General features: G+C 38.6%; 18 protein-coding genes. 9 read left to right on the top strand and 9 right to left on the bottom strand.

Translation table 11 applies throughout. From position 1 onward, the window contains the following. Positions 1-44: 44 nt before the first annotated feature. A complete protein-coding gene (locus ACQ334_RS23405; protein WP_430990713.1) occupies positions 45-1,040 on the bottom strand; it encodes a cation diffusion facilitator family transporter in 996 nt (331 codons plus the stop codon). A gap of 145 nt (positions 1,041-1,185) precedes the next feature. On the opposite strand from ACQ334_RS23405, the gene ACQ334_RS23400 reads away from it, so the two are divergent. The 3 genes from ACQ334_RS23400 to ACQ334_RS23390 all read left to right on the top strand — a co-directional run bounded on the left by ACQ334_RS23400 (position 1,186) and on the right by ACQ334_RS23390 (position 4,895). Beyond that, a complete protein-coding gene (locus ACQ334_RS23400) occupies positions 1,186-2,340 on the top strand; it encodes an acyl-CoA dehydrogenase family protein (RefSeq protein WP_430990712.1) in 1,155 nt (384 codons plus the stop codon). Positions 2,341-2,454: 114 nt separating this feature from the next. Further along, positions 2,455-3,228 (top strand): ABC transporter ATP-binding protein, encoded by a 774-nt coding sequence (locus ACQ334_RS23395; RefSeq protein ID WP_430990711.1) that lies wholly within the window; start codon positions 2,455-2,457, stop codon positions 3,226-3,228. Between the two features lie 2 nt (positions 3,229-3,230). Further along, the gene (locus tag ACQ334_RS23390; protein WP_430990710.1) at positions 3,231-4,895 is read left to right on the top strand and encodes a hypothetical protein; all 1,665 of its coding nucleotides are present in this window, start codon (positions 3,231-3,233) and stop codon (positions 4,893-4,895) included. A 49-nt stretch (positions 4,896-4,944) separates the two neighbouring features. Here the strand turns inward: ACQ334_RS23390 and ACQ334_RS23385 are convergent, their stop codons facing one another. After that, complete coding sequence (locus ACQ334_RS23385; RefSeq protein WP_430990709.1) at positions 4,945-5,604, bottom strand: hypothetical protein; 660 nt, start codon at positions 5,602-5,604, stop codon at positions 4,945-4,947. 82 nt (positions 5,605-5,686) lie between these two features. Here ACQ334_RS23385 and ACQ334_RS23380 point away from each other — a divergent pair, with 82 nt between their 5' ends. Together ACQ334_RS23380 and ACQ334_RS23375 are read left to right on the top strand one after the other, a co-directional pair. After that, positions 5,687-6,355 carry a YggS family pyridoxal phosphate-dependent enzyme gene (locus ACQ334_RS23380; protein WP_430990708.1) on the top strand — a complete coding sequence of 223 codons (669 nt, stop codon included), beginning with the start codon at positions 5,687-5,689 and terminating at the stop codon, positions 6,353-6,355. Next, positions 6,355-7,122, top strand: a complete 768-nt coding sequence (locus ACQ334_RS23375) for a sulfite exporter TauE/SafE family protein (RefSeq protein WP_430990707.1) — start codon at positions 6,355-6,357, stop codon at positions 7,120-7,122. The genes ACQ334_RS23380 and ACQ334_RS23375 overlap by 1 nt, the downstream gene beginning before the upstream one ends. Positions 7,123-7,186: 64 nt before the next feature. Here ACQ334_RS23375 and ACQ334_RS23370 read toward each other — a convergent pair whose 3' ends face one another. Then, entirely contained in the window at positions 7,187-10,156 is a 2,970-nt protein-coding gene (locus ACQ334_RS23370; RefSeq protein ID WP_430990706.1) for a PKD domain-containing protein, read from the bottom strand. Positions 10,157-10,359: 203 nt separating this feature from the next. Between ACQ334_RS23370 and ACQ334_RS23365 the strand changes: the two genes are divergently transcribed. Next, on the top strand, positions 10,360-10,929 hold the full coding sequence (locus ACQ334_RS23365; protein ID WP_430990705.1) for a DNA alkylation repair protein: 570 nt from the start codon (positions 10,360-10,362) through the stop codon (positions 10,927-10,929). Positions 10,930-10,931: 2 nt separating this feature from the next. On the opposite strand, the gene ACQ334_RS23360 is transcribed toward ACQ334_RS23365, so the two are convergent. The 6 genes from ACQ334_RS23360 to ACQ334_RS23335 form a co-directional block, all read right to left on the bottom strand. Continuing rightward, the gene (locus tag ACQ334_RS23360; protein WP_430990704.1) at positions 10,932-11,714 is read right to left on the bottom strand and encodes a queuosine precursor transporter; all 783 of its coding nucleotides are present in this window, start codon (positions 11,712-11,714) and stop codon (positions 10,932-10,934) included. A 3-nt stretch (positions 11,715-11,717) separates the two neighbouring features. After that, positions 11,718-12,020, bottom strand: a complete 303-nt coding sequence (locus ACQ334_RS23355) for a hypothetical protein (protein WP_430990703.1) — start codon at positions 12,018-12,020, stop codon at positions 11,718-11,720. A gap of 34 nt (positions 12,021-12,054) precedes the next feature. Further along, positions 12,055-12,711 (bottom strand): protein-L-isoaspartate(D-aspartate) O-methyltransferase, encoded by a 657-nt coding sequence (locus ACQ334_RS23350; protein ID WP_430990702.1) that lies wholly within the window; start codon positions 12,709-12,711, stop codon positions 12,055-12,057. A gap of 110 nt (positions 12,712-12,821) precedes the next feature. Beyond that, entirely contained in the window at positions 12,822-13,850 is a 1,029-nt protein-coding gene (locus ACQ334_RS23345) for an LIC11966 family surface protein (RefSeq protein ID WP_430990701.1), read from the bottom strand. A gap of 137 nt (positions 13,851-13,987) precedes the next feature. Continuing rightward, positions 13,988-16,072: a carboxy terminal-processing peptidase gene (locus ACQ334_RS23340; RefSeq protein WP_430990700.1), complete on the bottom strand. Its 2,085-nt coding sequence runs from the start codon at positions 16,070-16,072 to the stop codon at positions 13,988-13,990. A 95-nt stretch (positions 16,073-16,167) separates the two neighbouring features. Beyond that, positions 16,168-17,892 (bottom strand): phospho-sugar mutase, encoded by a 1,725-nt coding sequence (locus ACQ334_RS23335; protein ID WP_430990699.1) that lies wholly within the window; start codon positions 17,890-17,892, stop codon positions 16,168-16,170. 71 nt (positions 17,893-17,963) lie between these two features. On the opposite strand from ACQ334_RS23335, the gene ACQ334_RS23330 reads away from it, so the two are divergent. From ACQ334_RS23330 to ACQ334_RS23320, 3 genes are all read left to right on the top strand, one after another. Further along, positions 17,964-18,347: a hypothetical protein gene (locus ACQ334_RS23330; RefSeq protein ID WP_430990698.1), complete on the top strand. Its 384-nt coding sequence runs from the start codon at positions 17,964-17,966 to the stop codon at positions 18,345-18,347. 79 nt (positions 18,348-18,426) lie between these two features. Continuing rightward, on the top strand, positions 18,427-19,515 hold the full coding sequence (locus tag ACQ334_RS23325; protein ID WP_430990697.1) for a DUF2279 domain-containing protein: 1,089 nt from the start codon (positions 18,427-18,429) through the stop codon (positions 19,513-19,515). Between the two features lie 105 nt (positions 19,516-19,620). After that, entirely contained in the window at positions 19,621-20,151 is a 531-nt protein-coding gene (locus ACQ334_RS23320; protein ID WP_430990696.1) for a hypothetical protein, read from the top strand. Positions 20,152-20,207 lie beyond the last annotated feature (56 nt).

The raw sequence follows: 20,207 nt of genomic DNA, 5'->3' as shown, positions 1-20,207 counted from the left end.
ACCAGCGGGAGTTTTTTTTATACATGTATCAGCTTCCTTTATTATTAAGCGGTTGACTCAGTATGCTTATGATTACTGGAAATATTTTTCATCGTCCATTCTATTTTTTTCTCAAATGGATGTTTACGCACATTACAATTTTCTTTTAAACAGATATTACAACTGAAATCGAGGCAACCATCAGAATGCACAAACAATTCCACCGATTCTCCGTATTCATTTTTCACCAGGGCAGAGAGTGAATCAATTTCAGCATGTGCTTCATGTACATTTAAATACCAGGGCACTGTGAGATGACAATCGAGATGTATTGTTGCGCCGTATTTTATTATCCGGAGGTTATGCAGGTCTATCCAGTTTTCTTTGCGGTTAGCATTCAGCATTTCCACCATTTTTTTCAATAATGCTTCGTCTGCTTCATCCATAATACCGGCAATAGAGCTACGGATAATTTTATAACCGGTGTAAATAATGATCATCGAAAATAAAATCGCCACCGCACTATCTATCCAGGATATTTTTGGAAACAATATCATCAATAAAAGTCCGATAACAATACCCGCCGTACTCCAGGTGTCCGATTGCAGATGTTTACCGCTTGCTATTAATGGCAATGAATTATTTTTCTTTCCGGTTTTAATACAAACGGCCCCTGCGATATAATTGATCAACCCGGTAATAGCCACCAGTATTAAACCAGAGTCCAGCTTTTTTATAGTGTGCGGATGCTGCAGGTTATTGATGGCTTCATAAATAATCACAAACCCTGCAACAGTTATTAGTGTTCCTTCTACTGCGGCAGAAAGGAACTCAGCTTTGCCATGGCCGTAAGGATGATCATAATCCTTAGGTTTTGCAGACACATAAAGGCTATACACGCCAATTAACCCTGCTATTACATTTACCGTACTTTCCAGGGCATCGGTAAGAATAGCCACCGAACCCGTGAGATACCATGCGATAAGTTTCAACACAAATAAAACTATACTGATGGAAGTAATGATTTTCTGTAGCCGCAGGTTCTGTTGAGTTGTTTGCAAAAGAAGAAATTTAGGGTGCAAATATACAAAAGCTGTAACACACGGTCAGACGAGGACGTCAGACCGTGTTCAAAAATATCCTTCACAATCTTTCCAAACACAACCCCCAACCCGTATTTTTGTTAATAAACTAAAACGACTGCATATGGATTTTCAATTTTCAGAAGAACAACTAATGATCAGGCAGGCTGCAAGAGATTTTGCAGTGAACGAATGCCTTCCCGGTGTTATTGAACGGGACGAACTACAAAAATTTCCTAAAGACCAGATAGAAAAACTGGCTGACCTTGGTTTTATGGGGATGATGGTAAAACCGGAATATGGTGGTAGTGGCATGGATACAGTGAGTTATGTTTTAGCCATGGAAGAAATAAGTAAAGTAGATGCCAGTGTAAGCGTTTGTATGAGCGTAAACAACAGCCTGGTTTGCTATGGCCTGCAGGAATATGGCAATGAAGAACAAAAAGTAAAATATTTAACGCCATTGGCACAAGGCAAAAAAGATGGCGAGCTGCATATTGGTGCATTTTTATTGAGCGAACCTGAAGCTGGTAGCGATGCCACATCACAACAAACTACTGCCGAAGACAAAGGGGATTATTATTTATTGAATGGCACCAAAAACTGGATCACTAATGGCAACAGTGCTTCGGTATATTTAGTGATTGCGCAAACAGATGTAAGTAAAGGCAGCCGTGGTATCAATGCTTTTATTGTGGAAAAAAACTGGGCAGGCGTAACCGTTGGTGCCAAAGAAAATAAACTGGGCATCCGTGGAAGTGATACGCACAGCATTTTATTCAACGATGTAAAAGTGCCTAAAGAAAACAGGATTGGCGAAGACGGATTTGGTTTTAAGTTTGCCATGAAAACTTTGGCCGGCGGAAGAATTGGTATTGCATCGCAGGCCCTGGGTATTGCCAGCGGCGCTTATGAAAGAGCATTAGCTTACAGTAAACAACGCAAAGCTTTTGGTAAGGAGATCATGCACCACCAGGCTATACAATTTAAGTTAGCCGATATGGCAACAAAAATTGAATGCGCCAGGTTACTTTGTTTAAAAGCAGCATGGGAAAAAGATAACAAGATCGATTACACTTTAAGTGGCAGCATGGCAAAAGTTTTTGCAAGTGAAACAGCTATGTGGACTGCAACCGAGGCTGTGCAGATTCACGGTGGTTATGGTTTTGTAAAAGAATACCATGTAGAACGTATGATGAGAGATGCAAAGATCACACAGATATATGAAGGCACCAGTGAAGTGCAGCGCATTGTGATCAGCAGGAGTATCTTAAAATAGAAAGATGTGACATACAGTTGATAAAAGATGTGCAAACAGTAATTCGTTTGCACATCTTTTATTAATGAGTTTATGTTATTTTGTGTGTTCTTAAGTTCACTTAAAATATAACCTGTGAGTATCATTCAAATTTCTTCCCTGAAAAAACAATACAACCGCAATTATGTTTTAAAAGGCATTAACCTGTCTATTGATGCCGGGCAAATTGTTGGCTACATTGGCCCCAACGGTGCCGGTAAAAGTACCACGATAAAAATACTGACCGGTATCATTGGTGATTTTGAAGGAGACGCCAACGTGTTGGGCCTTGATGTAAGAAAAAATCCAATTGAGATAAAACAAAAGATCGGGTACATACCGGAGCAGGCAGCATTGTATGACGTATTAACGCCAATGGAATACCTGCGCTTTGTGGGTAAACTATACCAGATGGAAGATGCGGTGATAGAAAAAAAATCGCTGGACCTGCTGCACCTTTTTGAACTGAGTGATAAAGCCGGCAACCGTATGAATGGATACAGCAAAGGCATGAAACAAAAAGTACTATTGATAAGCGGACTGATACACAACCCGGAAATTATTTTTTTAGATGAACCTTTAAGTGGACTGGATGCTAATGCTGTTATCCTTGTAAAAGAGATTTTGGCACAGTTAAAGCAAAGTGGCAAAACAATTTTCTATTCCTCACATATTATGGATGTGGTGGAAAAGATCAGCGACAGGATCATCATCATCAATAAAGGAGAAGTAATTGCAGATGGCAGTTTTGAAACGCTGAAGAATAATGCCCATGCAGGTTCCCTGGAAAATATTTTCACCGCTTTAACCGGCGGAACAGAACAACACCAGAATACTGCCGGACAATTCATTGACATTTTAAACAGCTGAACATGGATAAACTGATTTTAAAATTCGTGTTATTCTTTGCCAGGATCTTAATGAAAAAAGATGTGGACTTTGAAAGGCTGAAAATAATTGCCGAAACAAAGATACTCATGGATCGCCGCAGGGTATACATGAGCTGGAAACAAAGGCAGCAAAAAGAAAACAGCAACCCGCTTTTATTTACACTGATCACCTACGCTTTTTTTGGTTTGTTCATCGGGGCCTTAGTATTTACATTAAAATCGCTGGTACTCTCAATGATTTTTATTCATGCCTACATTTTGTTTATGATGGCCATGACGATGATCACCGATTTCAGTTCTGTGTTGCTGGACACTACCGATAACCAGATCATTTTACCTAAACCCGTAAGCAGCAAAACATTGTTTGCAGCCAGGCTGGTGCATATACTGGTATACCTTTTACAATTCACCATTGCATTAGCTATTTTTCCGGTAATATTTATTTTTATACAATTTGGATTGTTAACAGGTTTTGCCGGCATTGTTACAGTTTTATTAACTGTTGCTTTTGCAGTATTCATAACTTACCTGCTGTATGCACTAATACTCCGTTTCAGTAACGAACAAAAAGTGAAAGACATCGTTGGCTATTTCCAGATATTCATGACCATTTTTTTTGCAGCCGGTTTCCAGATCATTCCACGGCTTATCAATTTCAACCAACTGTCAGCCGGTTTTCAATTGCACACTTATTCATATTTTTTACCACCGGTATGGATGGCGTTGACCCTGGAAGCTATACAGCAATTTAATTTTGACAGCATTCATTTAATAATGATTGCCTGCGCCGTAATATTACCCGTGTTTACATTTTGGTTAATGATCAGCTACCTTGCCCCTTCCTTTGCAAAAAAACTTGCCGCACTAACTAATGATAGTTCAGATAAAAAAACTGCCGCCACACTTACGCAACAAAAAAGGAGCCTTTCGGAAAAGATATCTGCTGTTATCTGCCATACCAAAACAGAAAGCAGCAGCTTTGAAGCCGTATGGAAAATAACAGGAAGAGATAAGAATTTTAAAATGCAGTTCTATCCCAGCCTTGCTTACATATTGATTTTTGTTTTTGTATTTGTGTTTAAAAGCGGAAAGGATGTACAAACCCTGTGGCACAATTTACCCTCTACAAACATGTTTTTATTCTTTATTTACATGCCGGTATTCAGTATTGCCAACAGTATGGCAATAATAACCACTAATGAAAATTTCCAGGCTTCATGGATCTACCAGTCAACACCAATAGCTAAGCCGGGATATCTGATAACCGGGGGAGTAAAGGCGATCCTTATCAAATTCTTCCTGCTCATTTACCTTATTATGTTTGCCTTTGCATTGTATGTATGGGGAATTGCCATTGTGGATGATTTTGTTTTAGGCTTTTTCAATACCATCCTGCTGTTTTTATTAATTACTAACCTGAGCGATTATTACCTTCCTTTTTCAAGGCAACCGAATATTAAACAACAAAGTGGCAAATTTGTGAAGACGCTTTTACAGTTGATCTTAATTGGAGGATTAGTGGGTTTGCATTATTTAATTTTACCACTCCCCTGGTTAAGCTGGTGCCTGGTACCGCTTTCAATTGCAGGCTGTTATTTTTTGTTACAGCGGTTACAGAATTTATCCTGGGTAAAAATATCTTTTTAAAATTTAGTAAGAAAATATTAAAGTCAGCGGTCAGTAAGCATTGCTCTTTTTAGTGCGGCTTTACAATATTGCAATTATCGTAATAGCCTTTGATGATATTTTTCCAAACTGTAACCCTCTCCCCTGTATCATTTCCGCTTTCATCATAAAAGTAGCCTGGAGTTTTACTGCTGATCTTTTCTCTTAAAAAAACACAATCATAAAAACGCAGTAAACTAAAAGATTTAAAATCTCCTGCAAGGTAAGGATGGCTGATATTGTAAATTTGTGCTCCATCCTTTTGTGTTTGTATATAAAAAGAAGATGCCCCTGCTGCATTTACAAATTCAAACAGGCCCAGCGTATCTGTACCGGCAATTCTTTTTACAAAGCAGTTTCTTTTAGTCATACTATCACCATAATTATTTTTCAGGTCACGGAGTTTATACCAGGTATTGCCAATTAAAATATTGGTGATAATGCCAGGGTTATATTTTTCCCGTATTGTATCAGTAATAATTTTTTGCCTGGCTTTTCTATCTTTATTTTTCCTCCTCTCGATGGAAATCATTTCCACCATCAAATTATTAGAGCCGTGCATATCCAAACGAAAAGTTCCTGCAATGGTATCAGTATACAACAGCACCAATTTGCCATTGTATTGCTGCTGAGCACTACCTTCTGCAACGGTTAAAAGAAAACAAATAAAAAACAAGATGAAAAAGCGCATAAACATATTTTCTGTAAAATAGTTTTTTATATCCCCTTCCCTATACCATTTTGTGGGTATTTTTGCACTTCAAATCTCTATAATGCCTGTTAACAAAGAAGCATATTCCATACTTAATAACCAGTTGAAAGAAAAAAACGTTTGCCTGGTTGCTGTTTCCAAGACAAAACCTATCGAAGACATACGAACCTTATACGATTTGGGGCAGCGTGACTTTGGAGAAAACTATGTACAGGAACTGGTAGAAAAAGAAGCTGCTTTACCTAAAGATATCCGCTGGCATTTTATCGGGCATCTGCAAAGCAATAAAGTAAAATACATTGCCCCCTTTGTGCACCTGATACATGGCGTGGATAGTTTTAGTTTATTAAAAGAGATCAATAAACAGGCGTTAAAAAACAATCGCATTATTGATTGCCTTTTGCAAATCCACATAGCAAAAGAAGAAACGAAGTTTGGTTTTGATGAACAGGAATTGAAACAATTACAAGGATTAGAAGCATTAAAAAACATGCGTATTATTGGATTAATGGGCATGGCTTCTTTTTCTGATGATAAGGCATTAATAAGAAAAGAATTCAGAAATTTAAAAACGATATTTACTGAGAAGGCACAACTTTCAACTTTCAACTTTCAACTTTCAACTTTAAGCATGGGCATGAGCGGTGATTATACCATCGCAGTAGAAGAAGGCAGCAATATGGTTCGCATTGGCAGTTTATTATTTGGCGAAAGAAATTATACGCATTGATGAGCCAGGAAATAATTATCCTTTGCGCCGCGGCGTTTGCAGCAGGTTTTATCGATTCTATTGTAGGTGGTGGCGGACTGGTGCAAACTCCCGTGGTTTTAGTAACCTTACGTCAGCATCCACTGGCAACACTTTTAGGTACTACAAAAATCCCTTCCATCTTTGGTGCCGGTATTGCAGCATTTCAGTACAGTGTAAAAGTAAAACTGAACTGGCGCTTACTAGCCACCATGTGCAGCATTGCATTAACCGCAGCTTACGCTGGCTCACGTACGGTGGCTTTAGTAAGCAATAGTTTTATGAAGCCCGTAATATTTTGTGTACTGATCGCAGTTGCCATTTATACCTATACCAAAAAAGATTTCGGCCTCGCTGTTACCACATCTTTAAGCCGTAAAAGAGAATTAATTTATTCGCTACTATTCGCTTTAGCGATTGGTTTTTACGATGGTTTCATTGGCCCGGGTGCAGGAAGTTTTATGGTGCTTTTTTTTATCAGCGTTCTGGGTTTTGATTTTTTAAAGGCCAGTGCTCACTCCAAACTGCTGAATGTATCTACTAATCTTGGTTCCATTATTTACTTCAGTGGCAGCGGACATATTTTATATCAATACGCTATCCCTATGGCTATTTTTAATTTCTGCGGATCATTGCTCGGTTCAAGACTGGCAATTTTAAAAGGCAATAAATTTATCCGTATCTTTTTTTTAATTGTAGTGGCAGGAACCATCATCCGTTTTGGGTACGATATCTTTTTAAAAAAATGATAAAAAAAGGCAACTTTTTTAAAAGTTGCCTTCAATAATCATTAATTAATAATCATTAATTATTTTACCGGTACAAAACCGTAGTCCCTTGCTTGCTATGCACTACGCCATCCACATCCACCGCTTCAATCATCCAAACCACGGTTTGCGTTTCTGCCGGCTTATTATTTATTTTACCATCCCAGCCGGGTAAATCACTATTCATACTGAATAATAAACCACCCCAGCGGTTGTACACTCTAAAGTAATTTACTTTGGTAAAACCGATCAGTATTGGCCTCAACCTGTCATTTGTTCCATCGCCATTTGGCGTAAAGCCTGTAGGCACATAGATCTCGATCTTCTTGTGTGTTTTCACCAATTGTGTATCTACTGTAATGCAACCATTAGCAGTTTTTAATTCTATGGTATACAATTGAGGTGCAATACCTTTAAATACCGGGCTAAAGCTGTAACGGTTACTTAAACTTACCGGTGGTGTCCATGTAACAGTAGTACCAATTGATCTTGCCTGTAATTGTTCAGGAAAATTAAAGGCTGCATCTTTATCAGGATAAACAACTCCCGGTGTAGTTGGGTCAATGGTAACACTTGCTGTCTTTACATCAAAAGATACCGGGCATTCTGCTGTGCTTACTGACAACTTAACAATATAAGTACCTGCTGCAGGATAACTGTATACCGGTGTTTTTACATTATCGGTATGCCCGTTTCCAAAATCCCACAGGTAGTTAACAGTAGAAGTAGTATTATTAAATGTTCTGTTGATGATAGGCACCCGTAAATTTTCGCACACCGGGCGAATGGTGAAATCTGCTGCAGGTACAGGATGCACAATTACATTATAACTGATGCTATCATTACAACCGCCAGGCGTAGCCGCTAATAGTTTTATAGTGTAGTTACCTGCTTTTGCGTAACTGTAAGTAAGGTTAGTTCCTGTTTTAATTACTCCATCTCCCATATCCCAGGTATAAGCCAAAGGATCGGATGTAATAGTAGTGCCATTAGTTAATGTAAATACATGGCCGGGAAAACACTGGATGTTATTATCAATTGTAAAATTAGCAACAGGACTTTGCTGTACCAGCACTTTAAAAATGCTATCGGTAGTACAACCGCCACTGGTTTCTTTAGCACTTAGTTTTACATTGTAGGTTCCTGCAACAGCATAGTGATGTGCAATATCATTGGAGTAATCAAAATTACCATCGCCAAAATCCCAGGTATAGGTTAATACACCAGCTGATACTGTACTCCTGTTATTAAATATAAACCAGTTGTCTTTAAAACATTGTATAGGTTCATCCACCACAAATGCCGAAACGGGGCTTGGGTTTACCAGTACGTCAATATTACGGGTATCGGTACATCCGCCCGGTGCGGTAACTAATAATTTTACATTGTAAGCGCCTGGCTTAGCATAGCTATGTGTAACATCTGCTGTTGTGTAGGTATTTCCATCTCCCATATCCCATAAATATTGCAAGGTACCAGTTGCTAAAGTACTGGTATTGGTAAACACAAACTGGTGCCCCTTATCACACTGTGTAGCAGCGTTGTTGGTAAAACCTGCTACCGGTGATGCCCATACATCTATTTGTTTTGTTTTTGTAGTGCGGCTGCAACCCGTATTGCTGGAAACAATGGCATAGTAAGCCCCTGTTTGCGTTACAAACAACGAGGTGGATGTAGCGCCTGGTATTGGCCCGCTGCTATTATACCATTGTATTTTATCATGGGGTAACACTTTTAATTCTACCGTTTCCCCTGTTATGGCACAATGAGAAGAAGGGCCTATCTGTTGTATCGAATCACTCAGGATATCAACTTTCACATCCACTTCATCCTGGGTGGCACAACCTCCTCCTGCTGTGGTTACCGTGAGCGTGTAGGTTGTTGTAACTGATGGCGTTGCTATGGGATTGGAAATATTGGGATCACTTAGCCCCGTGACGGGAGTCCATTTATATAAACGATTAGGTTCAGGAGGATAGCCCAATTGAACAGGATTATTATCGCATGTTTGCCTGTTGGGCCCTGCATAAGAATGTACCGTTAAAGTATCCCATAAATAAGCGGTAAGTGTATCTGTACAACCATAAGTTGGATAAGGTATCAATTCTATTTTTAACGAATCACCAGACAATGGTGGCGGAGATAAAGTAATGGATTGACCGGTACCTAATAATTGGGTCATCAAGCCATTGTACCAGTTATAGGATTGATAGCCCGGAGGTGCATTTACAGTAACAGAAGCATCATCAGGACAAAATATTGCTCCATCGAATGAGCCGCTGCAAGTAGAGTTCAGGTCAAGATAAGCATAGCCAAAATGTGTACCATTTGTAAGGCCACAACCGGTGGCGATAAAGGTAAGCTGTATGGTTTTACCAGCATTGTTATCCAGGTTGATTGACCTGGCAGCCCATGGTTTCCATCTAAACTGCGACGGTATATTGGGCTCTGGTTGAAAACCAGGTAATGGGTTTGCATTTGAATAAGCAATATCCATTGAATCACAACCGTAATTGACCGTATTATCTGTAAGGTTTTTAACCACTACTCTTAATCTCGGCTGATCAATTGCACCATGTCCGCCACCATTATTAATTACAAGTGCATAATTATAAATTAGCCTGAATTTATCTTGTCCCGGAGGAATGGTTAAAGTATAAGAAACACCATCGGCATTGGTACCTGTATTTTGTACACCAATTCTGATTGAATAGTTACTTCCGTTGGGACATAACACCGGAAACCCTCCGTAGGGATCAACGGCAGGCAGAGTAGCTGCTGAAATAATATCATGCCTTCCGGGTATTGGCGCTGTGGGATTAACAGTAATGTTTCCTGCATTAAATGTCCCGGTCAGACATTGCCATCCGTTAAAAGTTCCATCTTCAAAACCTATATTAACCGGGCACTGCGCCGCTGCATTAAAATTTTGAAATGAAAATAATAAAGCGATGATGAGAGTACGTAAAACAGGTTTAAGGCCCGGTAAAGGGTAGTTTCTGTAAATTTGTTGCATGCGTAGTAATGGTTGGTAGAATTGAGTATGAAGATAAGGCAAAAAACCTGAAAACAAAAGCCCATCTCGTTCACAACCCTTTGTTTACTGGGCTTCAGAGGTTTATGATTACAACAATTCTGAATATGCTGCCTGGTACCTGGAAAATTTAATTATTTTTAAAAATCACCATACGACTTGTCAAACTGCCGGTAATACCCAAAATGAGCAATGAATTAAAAGCCATACAAAAAATTCTCCGGAACAAAAGCCTTCCCGAAGCTTTGGCCGCATTTAAAAAATTTGTGCCCGGCAACATGAAAATTTATGGTGTTCGTACTCCTGTACTTAATGAATTAAGCAAACAATTTAAGCCCGGCGGATTCGAGTTGATAAAAACATTATGGGATGCCGGGGCGCTGGAAGAAAAATTACTGGCGGTAAAAATATTACAGCAAATTGCCAGGCAGGATGCTGAACAATCATTACAGTTAGTGCAATACTTTGCACCGGGCATTGACAATTGGGCTGTATGTGATGCAATTGGTATGCAGGCTTTGCAAACCATTACAAAAACGCATGCTGCGGCAATTTTTGCATTGGCAAAAAAGTACAACCGGTCTTCTAATTTATGGGAGCGACGATTAAGTTTAGTATTAGTGGAATGGTACACCAGGGATAAAACATATCATGAAGCAATAAAAAAACTGATCGCCCCTTTAGAAAATGATAGCGAATACTATGTAAAAAAAGCAGTGGTGTGGATCAATAAAAATTTTGCGAAGAATAAATGATATTACTCACTTTCAATTCCCATTGCCGCCTGTTTCATTTTTGCAGCTGTTTCATGACCAAGGTATTTTTCAATTCTTCCTTCTACAAAATAAATAACGGGTGTTAAAATAATTGCCATGGTGGCTTTGTAGGCATAGTTAACCAGGCAAATGGCAAATACCAGTTGCCAGCTCCAGCCCTTCCCTATTTTAAATGCGATAAACAATACGATGAAACTATCTACCAGTTGAGACACCAGTGTAGAGCCTGTTGCCCTTAACCAAACTTTTTTCTCGCCGGTTACTTTTTTTATTTTATGAAACACAGTAACATCTACTATCTGGCTTACTAAAAATGCAGTAAGGCTACCAAAGATGATCCACATACCCTGGCCAAAAATACCATTGAATGCTTTTGACATATCTGGAATACCATCCTGCACACCGGTACCGTACCAGAATGCTGCCGGTGGTACCCCCATGGCCAGGTAAAACATTAAGAATGCATATGCGATTAAAGCGATGGCAGTATAAGAGATGCGGCGCACTGCTTTAGGGCCGTAATATTCATTCACAATATCTGTCATTATAAATTCCAATGGCCATAACAAAACCCCGCAGGTAAGGCTGATGGACAAATGCTTTTCGCCAAACAAACTAAAATCAGAAGGCTGCATGCCGAATAATTTTTCCAGCGAAAATATTTTTGTACCGATGCATTCTGCTATCAAAGCATTGGCTACAAAAAAGGCAGTGAAGATGACAAAGATCTTTGTCGGCTTGTCTTTAAGTATGTTTTGTATCATGTGTTATTTACTGATAAAGTACCAATAGATTTCTGCAAGTAGTGCTATAAAGTTAAATACAACAATCCAAAGTGGAATTTGTTTTATTTTTTTTGCAGCCATCAATCCCAATGCAATCAAACAAAAAACAGCATTTACCATTATCGATATCAAACCCAGCACAGCCATTGTGCCTTCCACAAATTGTAATGGAACAGCAACGTCTGATTTCCCTTTTACTTTATCATGCAATTCCACAAAATGCATTACCACGGTTACAATAAAACAAAGGTTACAGAGTAAAACAAATTTCGAAAAAAATTTCATCCGTATTTTTTATAAATATAAATAGTTTGTGTGATTATCCATTCTTACCGGTAAGCATGGGTACAAAAGAAAAATTCTCAAACGCTTCTTCTTCATAACTGCCATCAGCATTTTTAGTAAGGCGCAGCATACGCTGGTGCGGCCCTTCATCAACAGGTATCACCATTTTACCGCCCGTTTTTAATTGTGCAATTAATTTGGGTGGCACAAAAGGTGCAGCAGCAGTGATGATCACTTTATCAAATGGTGCATAGGTAGGCAACCCTTCAAAACCATCGCCATAAAAAAATTTAAGCGTTGGGTATTTAGATTTTAATACAAAACTTTTTGTTTTTTCAAACAGGTTTTTCTGTCGCTCAATGGTAAATACTTTGGCGCCCATTTCGGCAAGTACAGATGCCTGGTAAATACTTCCCGTTCCTATCTCCAAAACTTTTTCACCCGGCTTTATCTGCAGCAACTGTGTCTGGTAAGCAACAGTATAAGGTTGCGAAATAGTTTGCCCGTCGCTAATAGGAAACGCCCTGTCTTCATAAGCAATTTCATCAAAGGCACTGTCTAAAAAATAATGGCGTGGAATATTATTAATAGCCTCCAGCACATTGTTATCTGTAATGCCTTTTTCTTTAAGAATATCAATCAGTTTTTTTCTAAGGCCTTTGTGCCGGTAAGTATCTTCGTATTTTCTCATAAGTGTTCTGGTGTCAAGACGGCTCCAAGCCGTCAGACACCCTGGTGAGTGCAAGATAAAAAAAATGTCAGGAGTAAATCCTGACATCTTCATTTATTTCTTATTAATCTCTATTTATAATGCGGTGTATGTTCATCAAAGAAAGTTTTTTCTGTTGCATTCCAGTTATTTAATGCTTCCTGGCGTTGCTGATTTAAAGTCTGATTGTTTTTATTGTAGGCATCAGATGCTTTATTGATATCAACAACCCCTTTATTATAAGCCGCCACATCATCTTTAGAAGGATCGCTTTTCTTTTCAAAATCTTTTTTCATTTTTTCAAACCGTTCTTTGGTTAAAAAGAAATCGCTGATAGTACCCATCTTATCATTCACTTCTTTTACATAAAACGTAAGCATGGTTTTGCAGGCAGCAGCAATGCTGTTATCGCCCTGGAAGGGTTTTATGGCAGTCAATTTATCCAATCCTTCCTGTGCATATTTCAACAAAGCATTTTTGTTTTGTTCAATACCTGTGATATTGCCTTTCTGAATAGCTTCCAATAAGTAAGCTTCTTGTTTATAAGGACGAAAGAACAATAAATACACCTGGTGATAATACACATTCATCTGGTGTACCTGTTCCATCATTTCTCCTAATCCATCTTTCTGACTGATGAGGTTAATATTATTTTTTGCCGCAAATGCTGCTTCAGCAAGGCGCATTTTTTCATTACCCTGCTCTAATTTTTCATTTACTTTTTCCTGCATTAATAAATACGCTTCCATATCATCATAACTCTGTTCTGCTATCTCTTCCATGTTGATGATCTTGCTGTAATCATCATTCAGTACACTATAATACAGCTTCATAAAATTAACCGCAGTATCCCTGTAGGATTTGTCATTTTTAAAAGAAGGCATACCGGAAATATTCATCCTCGATTCATCCACTTCGTTAATAAGTTTATTACGTAATGCCTCTACTTTCTTTTCTTTTTTACCATGTGCAGAAGCGCTGGTATAGCTTAAATATTTTTTAGAAATATTTTCCTGCTGTTTGCCGATATAACTCATGTAGTCGCCTGCATTATCAAAATTTTGTGCAAAGCCAACTGTACTGAGTGCTAATAAAATAATAAGGGTAAATAATTGTTTCATGCCGGGTGATTTTTTAATTTAGAAAATGAAGATAAAATATATTTATAACTGCTAACGAGTAAAATTTTTTAAAGGACTCTTTCAACAACTAACCCCTTGACGATTCACCATTCACGACTCACCATTCACGTCTCACGCTACTTCCCGTTCCAATCCATTAATATCCTGTAGGCTTCTGCCAATGTTTCATCAGTTTGCAAATGCTTCAGATAAGTGTCATTTATTTCTTTACTACGCTGTGCTGATTGTGCAATACGTTGCCAGTCGAAACCATTATTGGTTACCACAATGCCGGTATTACTTTTTTCTTCACTGCTGAATTGCTTGTACATTTTAATTGCAGTAGTATATTGCGCCGCATACCCACTCCATTGCAGGCTGATATTCCTTTCTTTTTTATACTGCTGCATCCAGCTGATAAAACTACTGATCTTTTTAAAATAATTGCTGGCATCAATGCGCTGTTTACTTTTGGCAGCTAAGGTTGCAACCGGCAAAACCGGTAAAGCCTGGTACATTCCTGCTTTACTGTTATCGGGTTGTAAGGCACTGGCATTACTTTTTTCTTTGTACTCATCATCCGAATACATATCAGGCAATGCTATATCCGGCACCACACCTTTCCACTGCGTGGTGCTGCCATTAACACGATAAAATTTTTCCAGCGTAACTTTTACATAGTCTTCATATTTTTTTCTTTCATCTGGTTTAATAGTATCTAATGGCAATACCTGTTGTGCAGTTCCTTTGCCATAAGTAGTACCGCCAACAATTAATGCCCTGTTATAATCCTGTAAAACTGCACTCACAAATTCGCTGGCACTGGCGCTGGCACCGTTTACCAATACAATCAGCGGACCATCATAAATAGTCCCCCTGTTAGGATCTTTTAAGAATTGTACTTTGGCAGTTTTATCTTTTACTGAAGCTACAGGACCGATATCAATAAAAATACCTGCCAGCTGCATGGCTTCCCACATACTGCCTCCGCCATTAAAACGCAGATCCAGGATCAATCCTCCGATAGTATCTTTTTTCAGTTTTACAATTTCCTTACTTACATCATTGGCACAACCATCGTACTTAATATCGTTTTCGTCTTTGATAGCTTCATCTTCCCTGCTGTAAAAACCCGGCAGGTTAATGTAACCAATATTTTGTTTGCCATGCAACACATAACTTTTTACAATGCCTTCGTCAGCATCCACTTTTTCTTTATGCAGAATAGCAGTTTTTGTTTCGCCTGCAGATGTTTTTACAGTTATTGCCACATCGCTTTCGCTATTACCATTTAAGTAACTACTTAATTCTTCGTCAGAAATATCTGCTACGTTTTTTTCTTTACCATCTGCTTTAATGGCAATTACAATATCGCCTTTGTGCAATTGGCCGCTGCGCCATGCGCTGCCGCCGGGTTGCAAATAACTGATGGACTTATCTCCTTTTTCATCTTCTTCCAAATCCAGGCCGGCACTATATTCTGTACCACTTAATTCTGTATCAAATTCTTTTTTTTCTTTTAAGTTCATGTAGCTCGTGTGCGGATCGTAACACCATGCAATGCTGTTTAAATATTCGTCTTCTAGATCATGCGTAAAATCTGCAGGTGTTGATAAAAGATTATTGACGTACGCCAATTCACGCTGCTTTATTTTTTCTCTTGCATCAGATTCTAATTTTGCAAAGTTTACCGGTAGTTTGGTATCTGTTCCTGTAGAGTCTGAAACTTTTTCCGCTACCTGGTTCAATACCCGCCATTTTAAATAGCGTAACCAACGTAGGGCAATATCCTGTTCGCTGACTGCATAAGTTGTAAATGGCCAGGTAATATTATCAGGCTTAGTAAAGTCAAATGGTTTTACAGTAAGTGCTTTAATAATACTGTCTGCTTTTTGCAAACGCAATTTGTACAGGCTGGTTGACTGGCTAAAGAAATCTTTCCCCTTTGCTATAGTAGTTTTGCCCATTATTTCTTCATCCAGATTTGTTTTGTACGTTTCTAAAACGGTTATTTCTTTCTGGGTAAAGAATAATTTTTCTTCGTCTAATTCCTTCATCCATTTATTATACAGCATGGTTGATGATGTATCGTTCCATTGCAATGGTTTATAATGCTGCTGTTCTAAAAAGCGGCGGAGCGTAAGTGTTTTGGCACGAAAATCCGTTTGAGAAAATATCAGTGTTGGCAGTAAGAGGAATAAGAGTGTACAGATTTTCTTCATGTGCAGTTGGTTTGGTGTAGGTGTCATGACGGCTTTAGGTGTCAGACGGTTTTAGGTGTCAGACGGTTTTGAACCGTCAGACACCTATCCGGATTTTATTTCAATTTCATCTCACTCACAATCCTTGCAATTTTATCATCCAATGATTTTTGTGCTTCTTCAAATTCAGCAGCACTTTTTAATTCTCCCTTTACACTAAAATAAAATTTTATCTTAGGTTCGGTACCACTTGGCCTTGCAGAAATTTTACTGCCATCTGCCAATACAAATTGCAGTACGTTACTTTTCGGCAGGTCAATGGTCCAGCTTTTGCCGGTGGTTAAATTTTTACCGGTCTGCATTTCATAATCCAGCAATTCATTTACGGCAACGCCATCCAGCATTGCAGGCGGATTATCCCTGTAGCCTTTCATCATGTCGGCAATTTCTGCTGCACCATTCATGCCTTTTTTAGTAATGCTTACCAGGTCTTCTTTATACAAACCGTATTGCAGGTACATATCAATCATCTTGTCGTATAAACTGCGGCCTTTATTTTTTTCGTAAGCTGCCATTTCACAAAGCAGCGCTACAGCACTTATCGCATCTTTATCTCTTACCTTGTCTCCTATCATTAAACCAAAACTTTCTTCACCGCCAATTACATAGTTCTCTTTATCTTCTTTATCTTTTATCATGGCAGCGATCCATTTAAAACCGGTAAGCACATTATAACAACTGATGTTATTTGCTTTGGCGATAGTATCAATCATATCTGTTGTTACAATCGTTTTCACCACCATATCATTAGCCTGTGCAATACCTTTTACTTTTCTTGCCTCAATCATATAATTAAAAGCCAGTACTGCAGTCTGGTTACCATTCATCAGTATCCATTCGCCTTTGCTGTTTTTTACACCGATAGCCACACGGTCACTATCCGGATCGGTACCTAATAAAATATCAGCATCCAGTTCTTTTGCTTTTTGCAATCCAATGCCCATGGTTTCTTTTTCTTCGGGGTTGGGATATACTACAGTCGGGAAATTGCCATCCGGGGTTGCCTGCTCTGTAACTATGGTAACGTTGGTAAAACCAAAACGTTCCAATACCGCAGGTACAAGGGTAATGCCTGTGCCATGTATAGGTGTGTACACAATCTTCAAATCGTGTTGTGCTGCACACACATCAGGATATACCGATAATGTTTTTACCATATCCAGGTAAGCATTATCCAGATCTTTTCCCAGTGCTACAATATTAGCTTCGCCACCAGTCCATTTTACTTCGTCAACACTGGCAATTTTTTCCACTTCCACAATTACATTTTTATCATGTGGTGGCACTAATTGTGCACCATCATCCCAATAAGCTTTATAGCCATTATATTCTTTTGGATTATGCGATGCAGTTAACACCACACCAGCCTGGCAACCTAATTTTCGTATCGCAAAACTTAATTCTGGTGTAGGGCGCAACGCTTCAAACAAATACACTTTTATGCCATTGGCAGCAAAAATATTAGCGGTGGTTTCGGCAAAAAAACGGCCGTTATTCCTGCAGTCGTGTGCAATAGCCACGCTTACTTCACCGGTAAAAGATTTTTTTAAATAATTGGCAAAGCCCTGTGTAGCCATACCTACTGTATATTTATTCATCCGGTTGGTGCCAATGCCCATAATGCCTCTGAGGCCACCGGTACCAAATTCTAAATTTCTGTAAAAAGAGTCTTCTAACTCCGCAGGATTATCTTGTTGCAGCTTAGTAATTTCGTCTTTAACTGATTGCTCGTAATTACCGCTAAGCCAGTCGTTAATTCTTTTAAGGGTAGTTGCTTCCATATTTTATAATTTATATAATCCAAAAATAAATGTTTCAGGCTTCAATAAAGCAAATTATGTAAATTTGTTTTATGATTTTTACCCAACGTAAATATTTGCCTTGCTGCATAAGGAAGCCTTTGTTGGGCGTGCCTATATTTTTGTTGCTTTCCATTACAACATCGGCACAAAATACCACTGTTAAAAAAGACAGTAGCAATACCTACAACAATTTATCTTTTTACCATTCATTTACCAGTGCTAAAACAACCACACGCCCTTATACACATATCAATTATACCAGGCCCAATAATCAATTGATGAGCTGGCCTAATTTCCCCTTAACGCCAACAGAATTTGAACGCAGGCGCAGGCAATATGTGCAGGAGAACAAACCTTCTTCTGTAATTGCAAAAGATATTATTACTAATATCCTGAAGAAGAAAACAAAAGTGGCCGTAGTACCCAAATTTTAAACTCCTTCTTTTTCAACAGATCTTTATCATTGCATTTTTCGTATCTCATTAACAACATATAGGGCTATTTTTGTTTTTTATGAACCAAACACCAGATCATAAATCGATTTCGTTGGCGTCGCAAATAACATCCCGGTTATCCTGTAGTTTTTCTGCTATGGTTTTTTTATTGAGTTTTTGTTTTCAGATTGGTGCTACTTCGGTTGAAGCCCAGGATTCTTCTGCAAAAGCTTCCTTACTTCCTCAAAAAAATTATTATTTCAGAACCGGCGATAGTATTGCTGATTCAAATAAAATAAAAGAAAAGCCTCTTTCAAAAAAACAGATTGACCATAGAGTCAAGATCATTGCTGCTACCAACATCATTGGCTACAGCGGTGCGATGGTAGGACTTTATTCAGCCTGGTACAAAAATTATCCGCAAAGTAATTTTCATGCTTTTAATGATATCAGCGAATGGAAGGGCATTGATAAGATTGGCCATGCATACAGTGCGTATGCCGAAAGCAAGGCCAGTATGGAACTGTGGCGATGGACTGGAATTGACAGAAAAAAAAGGATCTGGCTGGGTGGTATGAGCGGTGCATTTTATCAAACGGTAATTGAAACACTGGATGGCTTTAGCAGTGAATGGGGCTGGAGCTGGGGCGACTTTGCGGCAAACATTGTTGGTAGTGGTATGTTAGTATCGCAGGAACTGGCCTGGGGTGAACAACGCATTCAATTCAAATTTTCGTTTCATCACAAAACTTATAGTGATCCTGCACTGATACAACGCAGCAATAAAATTTTTGGCAGTAGTACAGCCGAACGTTTTTTAAAAGACTATAACGGACAAACGTATTGGCTGAGCGCTAACATAAAATCTTTTTTTCCTGAAAGTAAAATACCTGAATGGCTGATGCTTTCTGTTGGTACCGGTGCAGAAGGTATGTTTGGTGCCAATGAAAATATTGGTAAAGATGCCAATGGCAATATTATTTTTAACCGTACCGATATTAAACGTTACCGCCAATGGTACCTGGCACCGGATATTGATCTTACTAAAATTAAAACCAACCGAAAGGGAATTAAAGTAGCACTCAATATTCTTAATATTGTAAAATTCCCCATGCCTTCACTGGAATATTCCAATGGCAGGTTTAAATTGAATGCGTTTACTTTTTAGAGGTTGCCACAGATTACACCAATTACACAGAAGTATAAATTTAAAAAGCCTGCTTTTTTCTATATCTGTTTTTGAAAAACTACATTTGTATAAACCTTTTAATTGGTGGCACAATTTATTTTACGTGATGAAATATTAAAAGAACATTCCAAAGCGCAATGCACACTTATTGTTAATTGGGTAGGTGCATCGCAACAGCGTTTTGATGAGCTGTTCCATTTATTTTTAAAAGATGAATACCGTGTGGTGCAAAGAGCTGCCTGGCCGGTAAGTTATTGTGTTATTGCTCACCCGGAGTTTATTAAAAAACACTGGAACGGCCTGGTAAAAAATTTACAGCAGCCCAATTTACACAATGCCGTAAAACGTAACAGCCTGAGGTTATTGGCAGACATTCCTATTCCCGAAAAATACCAGGGCCCTATAATGGACCTTTGTTTTAAATATGTTGAAAGCCCGACGGAAGCAATTGCTGTTAAAGCTTTTGCGCTTACTATACTTACCGGGCTTGCCAAGCAATATCCCGAAATTATTGCGGAAATAAAATTGCTGATAGCGGCACAGCAAGGCAGGGAAACAGCAGCATTTAAAGTAAGGGCAAGAAAATTTTTAGAAGCCGCTGAAAAAATGAAGTAAACAACCGTCTTCATTTATGTAATAATAATCTTATAAGTTTACCACTAATTTTTGTA

The sequence above is a fragment of the Ferruginibacter sp. SUN106 genome (genome assembly GCF_050611765.1).
Lineage (GTDB): Bacteria > Bacteroidota > Bacteroidia > Chitinophagales > Chitinophagaceae > Ferruginibacter.
The sequence above is the reverse complement of the archived record's forward strand: the minus strand, read 5'-3'. Positions and strand labels throughout refer to the sequence as shown.